General features: G+C 65.8%; 16 protein-coding genes and 1 riboswitch. Of the genes, 5 read left to right on the top strand and 11 right to left on the bottom strand.

Annotation, left to right across the window (positions count from 1 at the left end):
• Nucleotides 1-592 (top strand): cold-shock protein (locus AC3WN8_RS03640; protein WP_492668015.1); only part of this gene is annotated, 592 nt, incomplete at its 5' end.
• A gap of 196 nt (nt 593-788) precedes the next feature.
• Nucleotides 789-1979, top strand: a complete 1191-nt coding sequence (locus AC3WN8_RS03635) for a Yip1 family protein (RefSeq protein ID WP_492668023.1) — start codon at nt 789-791, stop codon at nt 1977-1979.
• Nucleotides 1980-2003: 24 nt separating this feature from the next.
• Here AC3WN8_RS03635 and AC3WN8_RS03630 read toward each other — a convergent pair whose 3' ends face one another.
• The 4 genes from AC3WN8_RS03630 to AC3WN8_RS03615 all read right to left on the bottom strand — a co-directional run bounded on the left by AC3WN8_RS03630 (nt 2004) and on the right by AC3WN8_RS03615 (nt 5464).
• Nucleotides 2004-3224, bottom strand: coding sequence for an RNA polymerase sigma factor (locus AC3WN8_RS03630; protein WP_492668014.1), 1221 nt, complete (start codon nt 3222-3224; stop codon nt 2004-2006).
• Complete coding sequence (locus AC3WN8_RS03625; protein WP_492668013.1) at nt 3209-3550, bottom strand: YciI family protein; 342 nt, start codon at nt 3548-3550, stop codon at nt 3209-3211. The genes AC3WN8_RS03630 and AC3WN8_RS03625 overlap by 16 nt, the downstream gene beginning before the upstream one ends.
• Nucleotides 3551-3657: 107 nt before the next feature.
• A complete protein-coding gene (locus AC3WN8_RS03620) occupies nt 3658-5235 on the bottom strand; it encodes a cisplatin damage response ATP-dependent DNA ligase (RefSeq protein ID WP_492668012.1) in 1578 nt (525 codons plus the stop codon).
• A 55-nt stretch (nt 5236-5290) separates the two neighbouring features.
• Nucleotides 5291-5464: a DUF1328 domain-containing protein gene (locus AC3WN8_RS03615; RefSeq protein WP_492668011.1), complete on the bottom strand. Its 174-nt coding sequence runs from the start codon at nt 5462-5464 to the stop codon at nt 5291-5293.
• A gap of 70 nt (nt 5465-5534) precedes the next feature.
• Between AC3WN8_RS03615 and AC3WN8_RS03610 the strand changes: the two genes are divergently transcribed.
• A complete protein-coding gene (locus AC3WN8_RS03610) occupies nt 5535-6356 on the top strand; it encodes a metallophosphoesterase (protein ID WP_492668010.1) in 822 nt (273 codons plus the stop codon).
• Between the two features lie 3 nt (nt 6357-6359).
• Here the strand turns inward: AC3WN8_RS03610 and AC3WN8_RS03605 are convergent, their stop codons facing one another.
• Both AC3WN8_RS03605 and AC3WN8_RS03600 read right to left on the bottom strand, forming a co-directional pair.
• On the bottom strand, nt 6360-6926 hold the full coding sequence (locus AC3WN8_RS03605; RefSeq protein ID WP_492668009.1) for a TMEM165/GDT1 family protein: 567 nt from the start codon (nt 6924-6926) through the stop codon (nt 6360-6362).
• A 20-nt stretch (nt 6927-6946) separates the two neighbouring features.
• Nucleotides 6947-7139, bottom strand: a riboswitch (yybP-ykoY riboswitch).
• Nucleotides 7140-7208: 69 nt separating this feature from the next.
• On the bottom strand, nt 7209-7706 hold the full coding sequence (locus AC3WN8_RS03600; RefSeq protein WP_492668008.1) for a Dps family protein: 498 nt from the start codon (nt 7704-7706) through the stop codon (nt 7209-7211).
• A 213-nt stretch (nt 7707-7919) separates the two neighbouring features.
• Here AC3WN8_RS03600 and AC3WN8_RS03595 point away from each other — a divergent pair, with 213 nt between their 5' ends.
• A complete protein-coding gene (locus AC3WN8_RS03595) occupies nt 7920-9158 on the top strand; it encodes a cysteine desulfurase-like protein (protein ID WP_492668007.1) in 1239 nt (412 codons plus the stop codon).
• 3 nt (nt 9159-9161) lie between these two features.
• On the opposite strand, the gene AC3WN8_RS03590 is transcribed toward AC3WN8_RS03595, so the two are convergent.
• From AC3WN8_RS03590 to AC3WN8_RS03575, 4 genes are all read right to left on the bottom strand, one after another.
• Nucleotides 9162-9731, bottom strand: a complete 570-nt coding sequence (locus AC3WN8_RS03590; protein ID WP_492668006.1) for a TMEM165/GDT1 family protein — start codon at nt 9729-9731, stop codon at nt 9162-9164.
• Between the two features lie 17 nt (nt 9732-9748).
• Nucleotides 9749-10072, bottom strand: coding sequence for a hypothetical protein (locus tag AC3WN8_RS03585; protein WP_492668005.1), 324 nt, complete (start codon nt 10070-10072; stop codon nt 9749-9751).
• 89 nt (nt 10073-10161) lie between these two features.
• Nucleotides 10162-11571 (bottom strand): M20/M25/M40 family metallo-hydrolase, encoded by a 1410-nt coding sequence (locus AC3WN8_RS03580; RefSeq protein WP_492668004.1) that lies wholly within the window; start codon nt 11569-11571, stop codon nt 10162-10164.
• 60 nt (nt 11572-11631) lie between these two features.
• Nucleotides 11632-14040, bottom strand: a complete 2409-nt coding sequence (locus AC3WN8_RS03575; RefSeq protein ID WP_492668003.1) for a ligase-associated DNA damage response DEXH box helicase — start codon at nt 14038-14040, stop codon at nt 11632-11634.
• A 75-nt stretch (nt 14041-14115) separates the two neighbouring features.
• On the opposite strand from AC3WN8_RS03575, the gene AC3WN8_RS03570 reads away from it, so the two are divergent.
• The gene (locus tag AC3WN8_RS03570) at nt 14116-15114 is read left to right on the top strand and encodes a ligase-associated DNA damage response exonuclease (protein WP_492668002.1); all 999 of its coding nucleotides are present in this window, start codon (nt 14116-14118) and stop codon (nt 15112-15114) included.
• Here the strand turns inward: AC3WN8_RS03570 and AC3WN8_RS03565 are convergent.
• Nucleotides 15093-16550 carry an amidohydrolase family protein gene (locus AC3WN8_RS03565; protein ID WP_492668001.1) on the bottom strand — a complete coding sequence of 486 codons (1458 nt, stop codon included), beginning with the start codon at nt 16548-16550 and terminating at the stop codon, nt 15093-15095. The genes AC3WN8_RS03570 and AC3WN8_RS03565 overlap by 22 nt on opposite strands.
• Between the last annotated feature and the right edge of the window lie 3 nt (nt 16551-16553).

The raw sequence follows: 16553 nt of genomic DNA, 5'->3' as shown, positions 1-16553 counted from the left end.
CTTCGGCGGTCCTCGCGGCGGCGGCGGTGGCGGCGGCGGCTTCGGCGGCCCCCGCGGCGGCATGCCGGCGCAGGTGATCGGCGAAGGCACCGGTGTCGTCAAATTCTTCAACGGTCAGAAGGGCTTCGGTTTCGTCGTCCGTGACGATGGCGGCGAAGACGTGTTCGTTCATATCAGCGCGGTCGAGCAGGCCGGCCTGACCGGTCTGGCCGAAGGCCAGCCGCTGGGCTTCACGCTGGTCGATCGTGGTGGGCGCATTTCCGCGACCGACCTCAAGATCGAGGGCGAGCCGCTTCCCGTGCAGGATCGCGGTGCGGCTGCTCCGCGGGCCGCTGGCCCCGGCGGTGCGGGTGGACCGCAGCGTCAGCTGACCGGCGAACGTGCATCGGGCACGGTCAAGTTCTTCAACGCCATGAAGGGCTTCGGCTTCATTCAGCGCGATGATGGCCAGCCGGATGCATTCGTGCATATTTCGGCGGTCGAGCGCGCCGGCATGACCAACCTCAACGAGGGTGACCGACTCGATTTCGATATCGAAGTCGATCGTCGCGGCAAATTCGCCGCGGTGAACCTCGAGTCTAAGCACGACTGATCGGCCCAGCCGATCGAGGTTGAACGAAAAGAGCCCCTTCCGCCATGCGGGAGGGGCTTTTTCGTGCCTGCGGCATCTGTCCGCCGGAATCGGCCTGAGTGCTTGCAATTCGTGCGCGGCCAAGTGAGGTTGGTCACACAAAACAGATACGGGACGCGCTACACCTGCTGAAACCAGCCAAGAGGACATGGTGAAGATGGACAGCCCGGACATGAACACATCGACGCGCGCCACGCTTGTCGAGCGCACCAAGAACATCCTTCTCCAACCCAGCAGCGAATGGACGAAGATCGAGGCCGAGCCCTTGACCGTCGCGGGCATCTACCGCGCGCACGTCATCCCGCTCGCCGCGATTCCTGCCGTATGTGGGCTGATCGGCGGATTGCTCATCGGCCATTCGATGTTCGGCATCACCTATCGCCCATCGGTCGCGGGCGCCGTGACCGGCGCCGCGGTGACCTATGCGCTGACATTGCTGGGCGTCTATGTGCTGGCGGTCATCATCGACACGCTTGCGCCCAATTTCAACGCGACTCCCAACCGGGTCCAGGCCTTCAAGGTCGCCGCCTATTCGGGAACCGCATCCTGGGTGGCGGGCATATTCGCGATCATCCCCGCGCTCGCCTGGCTCTCGCTGCTCGGTATCTACGGACTCTATCTGCTCTATCTCGGCCTGCCGCGGCTGATGAAGGCGCCGGAGGACAAGGCGCTGGGCTATACCGCGCTGACCGTCGTCGCCGCGATCGTGCTGGCGCTGATCGTCGGTGCGGTGACCGCGCCGGTGGTGGCGATGTTCGCGCGCTCGGCGCCCGCGGGCGAGCTGTCCGGCAATGTCGCGATCCCCGGCGTCGGCTCGGTCGATCTTGCAAAGCTGGAGGCGGCGTCCAAGAAGATGGAAGCGGCAGCCAACCAGATGAATCAGGCCGGGACGGCGGGCAATGGCGCCGCGGCGGCGCTTCCGCCTGAGCAGCTTCAGGCGCTGCTGCCGGCGACACTGCCCGGCTATACCCGCAGCGAGGTTTCGAACGCCTCGGGCGGCGCCGCGGGGATCGGCGGATCGCATGCCGAGGCCCGTTATACGGCGGGTGAAAGCAATGTCCGGCTCGAGCTGACCGATATGGCCGCGGTCGGCGCGCTTGCCGCGCTGGGCAGCGCGCTCAACGTCCAGTCGAGCCGACAGACCGAGACCGGTTACGAGAAGACGCAGACGGTCGACGGCCGCATGGTCAGCGAGGAATGGGACAGCCAGTCGAAGAGCGGCAAGTTCAGCGTGGTCGTGGCGAACCGCTTCATGGTCGAGGCGCGTGGCGACAATGTCGATATGAACCTGCTCAAGGGCGCGGTGATGGCGGTCGGTATCGAACGGCTCGAAGGGTTGGCGAAATAGAGAGCCGACCGGTGTGAACGCGGATCACGCCCGCAATATGGCGATCCGCGCTTCGATATGGCGGCGCTCGACCGGGTTCGCCGTTCCGGCGGCGGCCCGTTCGAGCGCCGCGATCGCATCCCCGGTGCGGCCGATCCGGGCCAGCAGCTCGCCGCGGACAAGCGCGAACCGGTGGTGGCCCTCAAGCTGCGGGTCGGTCGTTTCGAGAAGCGCGAGCCCTGCGGCGGGACCGATTGCTTCGGCGACAGCAACGGCGCGGTTCAGGCGAACCATGGGTGAGCCCGTCAATGCATCGAGGCGTGCATAGAGCGACGCGATCGCCGGCCAGTCCGACCCTGCCGGCGCGCAATGCGCTGCGGCGATCAACGCCTGGAGCCGATAGGGGCCATCGGGCGCGGGCCCGGCGATCAGCGCATGCGCCGCCGCGATCTCGTCATGCCGCCAGCGCGTGCGATCCTGGTCCTTCAGCAGGACCAGCGCGCCCTTGTCGTCCATGCGCGCCATGCGCCGCGCATGCTGGAACAGCATGAGCGCCAGCAACGCGGTGGCCTCGCCGTCGCCGGGCATCAGCGTCCGGATCAGGCGGCCGAGCCGGATCGCCTCCTCGGCGAGCGCCGCACGGTACAATGCGGGGCCGGTGGTCGCGGAATAGCCTTCGGTGAACAGCAGATAGATGATCGCCAGCACGCCATTCCGCCGCTCGGCCCGCTCGGACGGGGCGGGATGGCGGAAGGGAATGCGGGCTGCGGCGATCTTGCGCTTCGCACGGGTGATGCGGGCCGCCATTGTCGGCTCCGCGACCAGGAACAGCCGCGCGATCTCGGCTGTGGTCAACCCGACGATCAGCCGCAGGGTCAGCGCGACCTGCGCCTCGCGCGCCAGCGCGGGATGGCAGCATGTGAAGATCAGCGCGAGCCGCTCGTCGGGCAGCGCATCGGGATCGATGGGTTCGACGCGCGCGTCCTCCGCGTCGATCGCCAGCAGGCGCTGCGCATCGGCGGCGGTGGCGCGACGACGAAGCCGGTCGATCGCATTGCGGACCGCCGCCGTCATCAGCCATGCGGCGGGGCACTGCGGAATGCCGGCTTCGTCCCATGCGGCCGCCGCCGAAGCGAAGGCTTCGGCCAGCGCCTCTTCGGCAAGATCGAGATCGCCGAAGCGGCGCGTCAGCAGGGCGAGCAGCCGCGCCCAATCGGCCCGATAGGCCGCTTCGATGGCCTGGCCGTTGGTCAGGGCGCCGCGCAATGATCGACGACAGGGCGCACCTCGACGGTCCCGGACAGCATTTTTGCGTAGCCGAGCGCTTCGTCGAGATCGGCCGCCTCGATCAGATAGAAGCCGCCGAGATGCTCGACGGTTTCGGCAAAGGGGCCGTCGGTGACGATGCTCTTGCCGTCGGCGGTCCGCACCGTGGTGGCGGTCGCGGTCATGTCGAGTTCCTCGCCTGCCAGATTGCGCGCGCCCAGCGCGTCGCTCAGCCGGCCATGCTCGGCAAAGATCGCGGTCATCTCCTCGGGACTGGCATTCGCCCAATCGGCTTCCTTGCCATAGATCAGCAGCGCATATTTCATCGTCGGTCCTCCATTGGGGTCAGGAAACCGCATCGCCGCCGCGGCGGCAATCCGGTTTCGAGCCCATGACGCGCGATCGGTCGCCGAATCGACAGCGTCGACGAATTTTATGCGATCATCGCCTTCAGCGTTTCGATCCGGTCGGCCTCGGCAGCCGGCTTGTCGGTGCGGATGCGTGCGATTCGGGGAAAGCGCATGGCGACGCCCGATTTATGGCGCTTGGACTCGTGGATCGAATCGAATGCGACTTCGAGGACCAATGTCTTCTCGACCTCGCGAACCGGACCGAAACGGTTGACGGTATGCTGGCGGACGAAGCGGTCGAGCCATTTCAGCTCTTCGTCGGTGAAGCCCGAATAGGCCTTGCCGACGGGCAGCAATTCGCCGGTCCCGGTCCAGCAACCGAACGTATAGTCCGAATAGAAGCTCGATCGTTTTCCCGAGCCGCGCTGGGCGTACATCATGACGCAGTCGGCGGTCAGCGGATCGCGTTTCCATTTGTACCACAGCCCGACGCGGCGCCCGGCGACATAGGCGCTGTCGCGGCGCTTGAGCATCACCCCTTCGATCGCTGCATCGCGCGCGCCGGCGCGGATCGCCTCGAGCGCATCGAAACCGTCCGCCTCGATCACGCGCGACAGGTCGAAGCGGCCGGGATCGAGCCGCGGCATGAACGCTTCCAGCCTTGCGCGGCGCGCCTCCCACGGCAGGGCGCGGACATCCTCGGCACCGTCGATCAAAATGTCGTAGAGACGGACAAAGGCGGGATAATCGGCGAGCATCCGCGCCGAGACCTGTTTGCGGCCGAGCCGCTGCTGCAGCGCGTTGAAGCTCGCCGCCTCGCCACCCTGTGCATCGCCCTTCACCAGCAACTCCCCGTCGAGCACGCCTTCGGCGTCGAAATCCGCCGCGACTTCGGGAAAGCTGTGGGTGATATCGTCGCCCGCGCGGCTGTAGAGGCGGGTCTGACCGGCGACGCGGACGATCTGGACGCGGATGCCGTCCCATTTCCATTCCGCGGCATAGTCGTCGAGCGACACACGTGCCTCGTCGAGCGGATGCGCGAGCATGAAGGGGCGGAAGACCGGCACATCGGCGGTGGTCGGCTGCTCCCCGCGGCCCTCCGCCCAGTCGAACAGCGGCGCATAGGGGGGACGGATACCGTGCCAGACTTCCTCCACCGCCTCGACGTCGAGGCCGAACGCCTGGGCGAGCGCGGTCTTGGCCAGCCGCGCCGAGACGCCGATGCGCAATGCGCCTGTCGCCATCTTGAGCAGCGCGAACCGCTCCTCGGGCGTCAGCCGGTCGAGCAGGTCGCCAAGCACAGCCGGCGCATCCGATCGCGACAGCGTCGAGAGCCGGGCGACGATTCCGCCCAGGCTGAGATCGGCATCGCCCGCGGGCGGGGTCGCCGGATCGGGCCAGATCAATGACACCGTCTCGGCGGAATCGCCGACATAGTCGCGGCTCATCCGGAACAGCACCGGATCGACGCGGCTGTCGACCATTGCCCGGATGATCGCGGGCTTGACCGCGGGCAGGTCGAGATCGCCGGTGAGCGCGGCCATCGCCCAGCCCCGGTCGGGATCGGGCGTCACGGTCAGATAATCGGCGATAAGCTTGAGCTTGGCGTTGCGCGAACGCGTATAGATCAGCCGATCGAGAAGCGCGGCGAAGGCGTGCATCGCTGTAGGTTAGGCGGGATTGGGCGCGGGCGCCATTGCACCGCGCCCACCCGGTTCAGGTGACTTTCTTCGCCGCGGCAAGGCCGAGGACGAGGAAGATCAGAAAGACGGCGATGGCGACGAAGAAGAGGATCTTCGCGATTCCGACGAATGCGCCACCGATCCCGCCAAAGCCGAGCGCGGCAAGGACGAGGCCGGCAACGAGAAAGATAAGGGCAGCCTTGAGCATTATCCGTCTCCTTTCCGTGCAGAAACAATCAACAAATTGCCTGGCTCCGTGGTTCCGTTAGGAAGCCGATATGCAGATCCGCCGCGTTCTCATCCTGCTGGTCGTCATCGGGTCCGCCGTGATCGGCTGGGGCTATTGGCAAGCGACGCACGATCCGGTGATGCGCGAGACTTATGTGTCGTTGCCCGACTGGCCGGCGGGGCAGGCGCCGATCCGCGCCGTGCTGATGTCCGATCTCCATGTCGCGGGGCCCGACATGCCGCCCGAGCGGTTGGCGCGGATCGTCGATCGGGTGAATGCGCTGGCGCCCGATATCGTGCTGATCGCGGGCGATCTCGTGAGCGACAAGCCGTTTTCGACGCGTCATTACGACGTCGATGCCGCCGTGGCGCCATTGAAACGGCTGCGCGCACCGCTGGGCACCGTGGCGGTGCTCGGCAATCACGATCATTGGCGCGATACCGCGGCGTTCCGGCGGGCGGTGCCGGCAACGGGCGTCACTTTGCTCACCAACCAGGCCGTCCGGCGCGGGCCGCTGACGATCGGCGGGATCGACGACGAGATCACGCGCCACGCCGACACCGCGGCGGCGGTGCGCGCGATGGATGCGCTGCCGGGGCCACGACTGGTGCTCAGCCACAGCCCCGACATCGTGCCGCTGCTGCCGGCGCGTTTCCCGCTCGTGCTGGCCGGCCATACCCATTGCGGCCAGATCCGCCTGCCGCTGTTCGGCCGGATTTCGACCGCGTCGCGCTATGGCGAGCGCTTCGCCTGCGGCCGAATCGAGGAACTGGGCCGCACCATCATCGTGACCGCCGGGCTCGGCACCAGCATCGTGCCGCTGCGCTACGGCGTGCCGCCCGATTTGTGGGTCGTCACGCTCGGGCCATAGGCCTCAGCCGAAAATCTCCCACATCGCCCAGAGCCCGAGCGCCGCGAAGATCCCGGCCGCGACGATGCGGATCGCCGTCATCGGCAAGGTGCGGGTGATACGCTCGCCCAGGAACACGGCAGGTACGTTCGCTATCATCATGCCGAGCGTCGTGCCCATCGCGACCAGCGTCACTGCCTGATATTGCGCGCCGAGCGCGACGGTCGCGATCTGCGTCTTGTCCCCCATCTCTGCGAGGAAAAAGGCGATGGTGGTGGTCAGGAAGGCGCCATAGCCGGTCTTCGCGTCGGCTTCGTCCTCGTTGATGGTGTCGGGCACCAGCGTCCAGGCGGCCATGACGAGGAAACCGATCGCGACGGCGAGGCGGAACCAGAAGCCGTCGAGCAGCCCGGCAACGGCCGCGCCGGCCCAGGCGGCGAGCGCATGATTGACGATGGTGGCGGCGAGGATGCCGCCGACGATCGGCCAGGGCCGGCGAAAGCGGCAGGCAAGTATAATCGCGAGCAGCATCGTCTTGTCGCCGATTTCGGCAAAGGCGACGAGCAGCGTCGAAGAGAGCAGGATTTCCATGGGGAAGGTGACTCCAGCCGGACGGAAGGCAATACCAACGACGCATGACCACCCCGCCCGGCATGTGCGGAGGTCAGGCGTCATCGGTCTTGCCGATCCCAGCCCGGGCTGGGATTCGCTGTGCCATGACCTCTCAGTCAAGTATGTTGACACAGCATCCGCATCCCGCCCGTTCGGGCTGATGCGGCCGGCTACTCCCCGGATGACATAGGGGCCGTATAACGAGTCCGGCAGGCCGTCAACGGCCCGCCGGCATGTCGCGATCGGATCGGCGTTAGGGAATCAGGTCCGGCTGGCTTCGAACAGGAACCAGGCGCGCTGCTCGGCCTGATCGGTCCAGTCGTCCAGAATGCCCGAGGTCGCATTGTCCTTGGCTTCGTCGACGATATCCTTGGCCTCGCGCAGGCTGGCGACGAGGTTCAGATTGTCCTCGCGCAGTTCGGCCAGCATGTTCGCGGCGGAAACGAGCTCGGCGTCATTGTCCTTGATCGACTGGCGCCGGGCGATGTCGCCGATCGAACGGAGCGTGGTGTTGCCGGTCTTGCGGACACGTTCGGCGATCTCGTCGGTCGTCGCCAGGATCTGCGTGGCCTGTTCGTCGAGCATCAGGTGATAGTCGCGGAAATGCGGACCCGAGACGTGCCAGTGGAAATTCTTGGTCTTGATGTAGAGCGCATAGCTGTCGGCCAGAATGCCGTTGAGCGCGTCGGCGACACTCTTCGCTTCGTTGCTGCCGATATCGGTCGGGGTCTTCAGTTTCGCCTTGCCACCCTTGGCCATGATGTCCTCCATGATGCGTAAATTCGAGTCGGAAGCATAACGAAAGAATGCAAAAAAAGTCGCAGACCTTTTGTCGTGACCGGCCGGAAAAATTCGCTTTGCCTGATCGATTGAATCGATCGATCGGGTGTCTCGATTGGATGTCGTGGGACTTTATGGCGCTCCGGCGTTGATGTAGACGGCCACATTCCATTGGTTCCGGGGACTCTGACGATGGCTTTTCCGATCGACGACGTGCGCGCGCAGTTTCCCGCATTGACCGCAGGTGGCGGCGATGCCCGCATCTATCTCGACGGACCGGGCGGAACCCAGATCTGCGCGCCCGCGCTTGCGGCGATGGTGCGGCATCTGGAACAGGGGACCGCCAATAGCGGCGGTCCGTTCCGGACCTCGGTCGAAACCGATGCGATGAGCGATGCGGCGCATGCGGCGATGGCCGATCTGATCGGCGCCGCGCCGGGCGAGATCGCCTTCGGCCCCAATATGACCTCGCTGACCTTCGCGGTGTCGCGGGCATTGGCGCGCGACTGGGGCGAAGGCGACGAACTGGTCGTCACCCGGCTCGATCACGACGCCAATGTCACGCCCTGGCTGATGGTTGCGCAGGATCGCGGCATGACGGTGCGCTGGATCGATTTCGATCCGGACACCGGCCTGTTGAAGCTTGACGGCCTGCCGGAAATCCTGGGGCCGCGTACGCGCCTGGTCGCGATCGGCGGTGCCAGCAATGCGATCGGTACGCTCAACGATGTCGGGGCGATCGTGAAGATCGTCCGCGCGCATGGCGATGCGCTGGTCTTCGTCGACGCCGTGCAGTCGGTGCCGCATGTCGCGACCGATGTCCGCGCGCTTGGCTGCGATCTGCTGGTCTGTTCGCCTTATAAATTCTTCGGTCCGCATCAGGGCGTGTTGTGGGGCAGGGACGAAATGGTCGAGCGGCTTGGCGCCTATAAAGTGCGTCCGGCATCGATCCACCCGTCGGCGCGCCGGTTCGAGACCGGTACGCCGTCCTTCGAGGGGCAGGCGGCGGTGCTCGGCACCATCGATTATCTCGAAGCGCTGGGCGCCCGTTTCGCGCCCGATGCCGGCACCCGCGTCGAGCGCCTGCGCGCGGCCATGCTCGGCTGCCATGCCTATGAGGAAGCTCTGGGCGAACGCCTGTTGCAGGGATTGCGCGCGATCGACGGACTGAAGCTATGGGGCGTGCCGACGATGCAGGGACGCGTGCCGACATTCGGCATCACCATTGCCGGCCACGACCCGCACGCGCTGTCCGAAGCACTGGCGGAACGGAACATCTTCGCCTGGGCAGGTAATTTCTACGCGGTCGAGGCGATCGCGCGGCTTGGCCTTGCGGACAGCGGCGGGCTGCTTCGACTGGGGCTATGCCATTACAACACCGCGGAGGAGGTCGATCATGTCGTCGAGGCTCTTGCCCAAATCACTGGCTGATCACTAGACCAGCCGGAGCGCATTGACTGCTGCGATCGCGCCGAGCAGCAGGAACAGGCCAGCGATCACGCGACGCAATATGCCGAGCGGCAGCGCGTCGAGGACGGCCCGCCCGCCGGCCACGGCGACCGCGCTCATCGCGAACACGCCCGCTGCCGCGCCCAATGCCGTCAGCATCGGCATGCCGGTGCGCGTCGCGATCGCAAAGGTCAGGAACTGCGTCTTGTCGCCCAGCTCGGCGATGCCGAAGGCGGCGAAGCTCGTCAGGAACGCACCGATCCGCCAGCCATCGATGCCCGGCGGCGATTTCGCCTTGAATGCCATCGTCACGCCGGCGGAGGCCAGAGCGAGCGCGAGCATCAATGTCGCCGCTTCGCGGACAAGCATCGGGCCGATCATGGCGCCCGCCACGCTCGCAATCGCGGCATTGACGATCGCCGCCAGCGCAATTCCGGCCAGCACGGCGCCGCCCTTGTCGTGAAAACGGATCGCCAGTGCGAGCGCGAGCCATTGGGTCTTGTCGCCCAGCTCGGCCAGCGCGGCTGCGAGCAGCGCGGATAACAGGGCTTCCATGGATGGCTCCGCCGGGTTCAGCCGGCCATGCGCACATTGATCGCGGCGAGGTAGATCGCACCGGCTTCCGCATCGAGCCGCTCGCAGTCCACGGCGTCGCGCATGGTATCGAGCCAGGGCAGGACCATCGCGCCGCGGCCGGCATCGGCGAGCGCCGTTTCCAGCCCCCGGGCCAGTTGCGCCAGCGGATCGAGGCCATGGTCGAGCGCGGTGCGGCGGATGTCGTCGACCCCGTTGCAGAGCTGATCGAGCGTCAGATGCGGCAGCTCGTGCGCGATCCGGTCGATCCGGTCGCACAATCCTCCGCGCACCTGCATCATTGCTTCGACGGCGATGCCCATTTCGGCCCCCTGTTCCCGCGTTCAGAGGGAGCATGCGCCGACATGGTTAAGGAATGGTTGCGGTCGACCTGGGGCCCGCGGACCGCACGCTATTTGCCGTCGGCATAGGCCATGACGAGATCGTGGAGATAGTCGCGGCCGACCATGACCGACTTCACTTCCATCCGCTCGTTCAGGCCATGTGCGCCATTGCCGTCGGGATCGCCCCAGGGGCCGGGCACGCCATAGACCGGGATGCCGATCGCGCCCAGGAAGATGCCGTCGGTCCCACCCGTCGACATCACCGGCACGACGGGCACGCCGGGGAAATATCTGGCGGCAAGCTTCGTCGCCGGACCCATGATCTTCGGATCGAGCGGCGGCGGCACGGCAGCGGGCCGGATCGGTGGAACCACCGTGACCGTCATCTTGGGATTGCCGATCACGGTGACGAGTGCGGCCTGCGTCTCCTCGATCGACCGGCCCGGGAAGATCCGGCAATTGATGTTGGCGCCGGCGCGCTGCGGCAGCGCGTTGTTGGCATGGCCGCCGTCGATCAGCGTGGCGACGCAGGTGGTGCGCAGCATCGAATGATAGATGCGGTCCTTCGAGACGATGGCATCGGCGGCCTTGTCGGCCGGATTGGCGGCGATCGCGATCAGCGCCGCACCTTCCTCGCCGCCCTTGGCCTTGCCGACCGCGCGGAAATAGGCGCGGGTGGTGTCGGTCAGATCGATCGGAAATTCATAGGCGCGGATCTTCGCCAGCGCATCGGCCAGGTCGTAGATCGCATTGTCGCGCACCGGGATCGAGCTGTGTCCGCCGGGATTGGTCGCCTCGATGCGGAAATTCTGCACCGCCTTTTCGCCGACCTGCATCGATTGGCTGACGAGCTTGCCCTTGCCGTCGGAATCGCCGCCGCCGCCTTCGTTGAGCGCGAACTCGGCGGCGATCAATTCGGGCCGGTTCTGCGCGAGCCACTGCGCGCCGTTGAAGGCGTAAGTGGTCTCCTCGCCGCAGGTGAGCGCGACCTTGATCGTGCGCTTGGGCTTGTATCCGCTTTCCTTGAAGCGGATCAGGCTGTCGGTCCACATCGCGGCCATCGCCTTGTCGTCGGCAGTGCCGCGCGCGTAATAATAGCCATTCTCTTCGACCAGCTTGAAGGGATCGCGCGTCCAGTCCTCACGCTTGGCCTCGACCACGTCGATATGCGCGAGCAGCAGCATCGGCTTCAGCTTGGGATCGCTGCCCTTGAGTATCGCGACCAGCCCGCCCTCCTTGGGATGTTCGGGCGTAGCAAACAAAGTGATGTCCTGATCGGTATAGCCCGCCGCCTTCAGCCGTGCCGCCATCTTCTCCGCCGCGAGCGTGCAGCTTCCAACCGACAGCGTCGTGTTGGTCTCGACCAGCTCCTTGTAGAGATCGCGGAACTTCACCTGATCGGGGCGCAGCGTCTGCTGTGCGGCGACCGGCTGGGTTGCGATGGCAAGACCGAGGCAGGACAGAATGACAGCGCGCATCGCGGACCCCCTTTGAAACGATGGCGGACTAAATCCCAGAATGGCGGGCTGTGCAATCGTTCAATCGCGCTGCATCGCCTGGGCGGCGAGCCCCTCGGCCTCGACCAGCAATTCGTCGTCGATCGTGCCCTGCGGCACATGCTCGCGCCCGATCATGACGAGTACGGGCACCGCCAGCGGGGTGACGCGCGGCAGGTCGATATGGACCATCGTGTCGGCGGCACTGTCGAGCAGGTCGGCAAGGCGGCCGACATCGGTGACGCGTGCGCGCGCATCCTCCCATGCGGCACGCAACAGCAGATGGTCGGGCTCGTAGCGGCGCAGCACATCGTAGATCAGGTCGGTGGAGAAGGTGACCTGCTTGCCCGTCTTCTTCTTGCCGGGATGCTGGCGCTCGACGAGTCCGCCGATCACCGCGACTTCGCGAAAGGCGCGTTTGAGCAGGTGCGATCCCTGCACCCATTCGACGAATTCGTCCTCCAATATGTCGGGCGAGAAGAGCGGCGCGGGATCGGTGACGGGCTCGAGCCCGAAGGTCGCAAAGGCATAGTCGTTGGCGACGAAGCCGATCGGCTTGAGCCCCAGCGTCTCCATCCTCTTGGTGACGAGCATGCCGAGCGACTGATGCGCGTTCCAGCCCGCAAAGCTGTAGGCGACCATATAATGGCGCCCTTCATGCGGGAAGGTTTCGATCAGCAGCTGATCGGGGCCGGGCAGGATCGATCGATAATCCTGCACCTCCAGCCATTCGCGGACATCGTCGGGAAAGCGGCTCCAGGCGCTGCGGTCGTGCAGATAGCCGCGTACGCGGCGTGCGAGATTGGTCGAAAGCGCCATGCGCGCGCCCATATAGCTCGGCACCCGCGCCGATCTGGTGGTTGCGCGGACGATCAGGTCGGTCGTGTCCATGCGCTCGACCTGCAGGCTGAGGCCGGCGAAGAAGAAAGTGTCGCCGGGCGAGAGAGTGGAGGCGAAATATTCCTCGACCGAACCAAGCTTGCGGCCGTTCTTGAAACGCACGTCGAGCGTTTCGGCATCGACGATGATGCCGGCGTTCAGCCGATGCTGCTTGACGAAATTGGGATGCGAGACGCGCCACAGCCCGTCATGGCCATGCGTCAACCGCTTGAAGCGATCATAGGCGCGCAATGCGTAGCCGCCGTCGGCGATGAAGCCGAGCACGCGTTTGAAGGTCGCTTCGTCGAGCGCCGAATAGGGAAGCGCCGATCGCACTTCTTCCAGCATCGCGGCTTCGTCGAAGGGCGCGGTGCAGGCACAGGCCATGATGTGCTGTGCCAGCACGTCGAGCGCGCCGGCGCGGAAGATGTCGGGATCGAGCTCGCCGGCATCGACCGCATCGAGGGCGGCGCGCGCCTCGAGATATTCGAAGCGATTGCCGGGAACGAGCACCGCCTCGGAGGGTTCGTCGAGCCGGTGGTTGGCGCGGCCGATCCGCTGGAGCAGACGCGACGAGCCCTTGGGTGCTCCCATCTGGACGACGCAATCGACATCGCCCCAATCGACGCCGAGATCGAGACTGGCGGTCGCGACCAATGCGCGCAGCTTGCCGTCGGCCATCGCCGATTCCACCTTGCGCCGCGCTTCGCGCGCCAGGCTGCCATGATGGATGCCGATCGGCAGCTTCAGCTCATTGGCTTTCCACAGATCCTGGAAGATCAGTTCGGCCAGGCTGCGGGTGTTGCAAAAGACGAGCGTGGTCTTGTGCGTCTCGATCTCCGCCATCACCTGCGGTGCGGCATAACGCCCCGAATGTCCCGACCAGGGCACGCGGCCCTCGGGCAGCAGGATCGAGATATCGGGTTCGGCGCCGGGCTCGCCGATCACTTTCTCGACGGTATCGATATCGCCATGCGGCGCCAGCCAGGCGCGATAGCCGTCGGGATCCGCGACCGTCGCGGACAATGCGACGCGGCGGAAACCCGGCGCCAGCTTTTGCAGCCGCGACAGCGATAGCGACAGCAGGTCGCCGCGCTTGGTGGTGGCGAATGCGTGGACCTCGTCGATCACCACAGCCTTCAGCCCGTCGAACATCAGCATGCTGTCGGGATAGGAGAGCAGCAGGCTCAGCGATTCGGGCGTGGTCAGCAGGATCTGCGGCGGGCGGACACGTTGCCGCGCCTTGCGGTCGGACGGCGTGTCGCCCGTTCGTGTCTCGACCCGGATATCGAGCCCCATCTCCGCGATCGGCGTCAGCAGATTGCGCTGCACATCGACCGCAAGCGCCTTTAGCGGCGAGATATAGAGCGTGTGGAGGCCGTCGGCGGGGTGCTCGATCAGGTCGGCGAGCGTCGGCAGGAAACCGGCGAGCGTCTTGCCCGCACCGGTTGGCGCCACGAGCAGCGCATGACGGCCGGCACGCGCGGCATCCAGCATATCGCGCTGGTGACGACGCGGCGCCCAACCCCTGGCCGCGAACCAGTCGGTCAGGACAGGTGGCAGATTGCTCAAGCCCCGCCTTCCCGCGACGGGGGGCGCTTGAGAGGAAGACGGGAACTTTCGACCATCTCATCCTATATAGGCGTGATGGCCAAACTCGGTAGCTGGATCGAGCCGCAACCCCACGGCATCTATATTCCCGCAGCGGATGCCTGGGTCGATCCCTCGCGTCCGGTCGCGCGCGCGCTGATCACCCATGGCCATGCCGATCATGCCCGGGGCGGACACGGCCAGGTCTGGGCGACGCCCGAGACGCTGGCGATCATGGAATGCCGTTACGGAGCGCAGAACGGCGTGGCCGTCAATTATGGCGAGACGCTGACTTTGGGCGATGTCGAAATCGGCTTCGTGCCCGCCGGCCATGTCCTGGGTTCGGCGCAGATCATCCTCGACCATGGCGGCGAACGTGTCGTCGTCTCGGGCGATTACAAGCGCCGTCCGGACCCCACCTGCGCTCGCTTCGAGCCCGTCAAATGCGATGTCTTCATCACCGAGGCGACCTTCGGCCTGCCGGTGTTCCGCCATCCCGAGACGCATGACGAGATCGACAAGCTGCTCGCCGCGCTGCGTGCCAATCCCGATCGCTGCGTGCTCGTCGGCGCCTATGCGCTGGGCAAGGCGCAGCGCGTCATCGCGGAGTTGCGTGCGCTGGGCCATGGCGACCCCATTTATATCCATGGCGCGCTCGAGCGGCTGTGCGCGCTCTATGTCGAGCACGGGGTCGATCTGGGCGATCTGCGGCCCGCGATCGACGCGTCGAAGGACGAGATGAAGGGACGCATCGTCCTGGCTCCGCCCTCGGCGCTCAACGATCGCTGGTCACGGCGGCTGCCCGATCCGATCACGGCGATGGCGTCGGGCTGGATGCGCGTGCGCCAGCGTGCGGTCCAGCGCAATGTCGAGCTGCCGATCATCCTGTCCGACCATGCCGACTGGGACGAGCTGACCGCAACGCTGGGCGAGATCGCTCCCAGCGAAGTCTGGGTGACGCATGGTCGCGAGGATGCGCTCGTCCATTGGTGCATGACGCGCCAGATCAAGGCCCGCGCACTCGACCTGGTCGGCTATGACGACGAGGATGATTGATCGCGGACCTTGTTGAGCGATGGAGCCGGCATCGGTTTGTGCGGCTCGGTCTGAAGCTTGCCGTCCGCGACGATCATCCGGCCATTGACGAACACGCGGTCGATCTTTGTGAGGTCATCGAGTCTCTTGTCCGGTTCTCCGTCGACAACGATGATATCGGCGAGCTTGCCGGCAGCGATCGTGCCCAGGCGATCGTCCATCCTGAGGATCTCGGCATTGGTGCTCGTCGCCGCGACCAGCGCCTCGCTGTTGGTGTAGCCAACCGCGACGAAGCTCTTGAGTTCGTCGATATAGGCGGTGGGCATATATTTGATCCAGTCGACGACCAGGTCGGTGCCGATGCCCATTTTTATGCCGCTCTGCTTCATCTTCCGCAGCATCGCGAAGATGCTGTCCTCGGTCAGCGTGAAGCGCCGGGACGTCGATCCGAAATAGCCGCCGCTGAGACGGCTGATATAGCGATAGGGCACCAATGTCGGAACCGACGCGATGCCGTTCTTCGCCATTAGCGCGATCGCCGCGTCGCTGCGCGGCAGCGGATGTTCGATGCTGTCGACGCCGGCCTTGATCGCCATGTCGATATATTGCGTCTCCGCGTCGACGGTGACGGGAATGCCGAGCGTGTGCGCTTCATCGACGGCCGCGTCGATCTCCGCCTGGGAATAATGGCTGGCCAGCTTGATGAGGTCCGCGCCCATCTTGAACTGGACGCGTACCGCTTCGCGCCATTCGTCGGGGCCGGACGCCTCCCGTAACGCCGATTGCTGGTAATCGGGTGCGGTCCGGCTCCCGAAGCCCTCGGTGCCGTGTCCGCCGCGGCCGGTGATGAGCTGCCCCGCGGCGAAGATCCGCGGCCCGGCCAGGCGGCCCCTGCTCTGCCAGCTCTTCAGCGCGAACGGGACTTCGCCGTCGGACGCCACGTCGCGCACGCTGGTGATCCCCGACAATGCGTAGATGCGCATACGGTTGATACCGCGCAGCGTCGCATCGGCGATATTCTCCTCGGAAAGCAGCGGCGGCTGGCCGAACTCCTCGACATAGGTCAGATGGGTATGCAGGTCGATCAGCCCGGGCATGATCGTCTTGCCTGTCACGTCATAAATGACCGTGCCTTTCGGAAAACGGGTCTCGCCGGGCGCCAGGATCGCGGTGATCGTCTTGCCCTCGACCACAATCGTCGCGGGGCGCGGCGGAGCGCCGGTGCCGTCGAAAAGTCGACCGCCGCGTAGGACGAACGTGCCCTTGGGTTCGTTGTGGCCGGCCGGGACGGGCACGCGGCGGAGATCGTCGGTGGTGGTGACGCGGCCTGAATAATAAGGTGCGCGATCGAAGATCTGGGGCCCTGCCTGCGCCGCGCTGGGTAGGAGCATAGCGAAGCCCAGTATCAGCGCCTTGCCCGCACGCCTGCCTGTCGCCCGATTGCCTGATGATGACATGAC

Source organism: Sphingobium sp. FW305-3-2-15-F-TSA7 (genome assembly GCF_058787155.1).
This window is presented reverse-complemented; position numbering and strand designations above follow the sequence as displayed.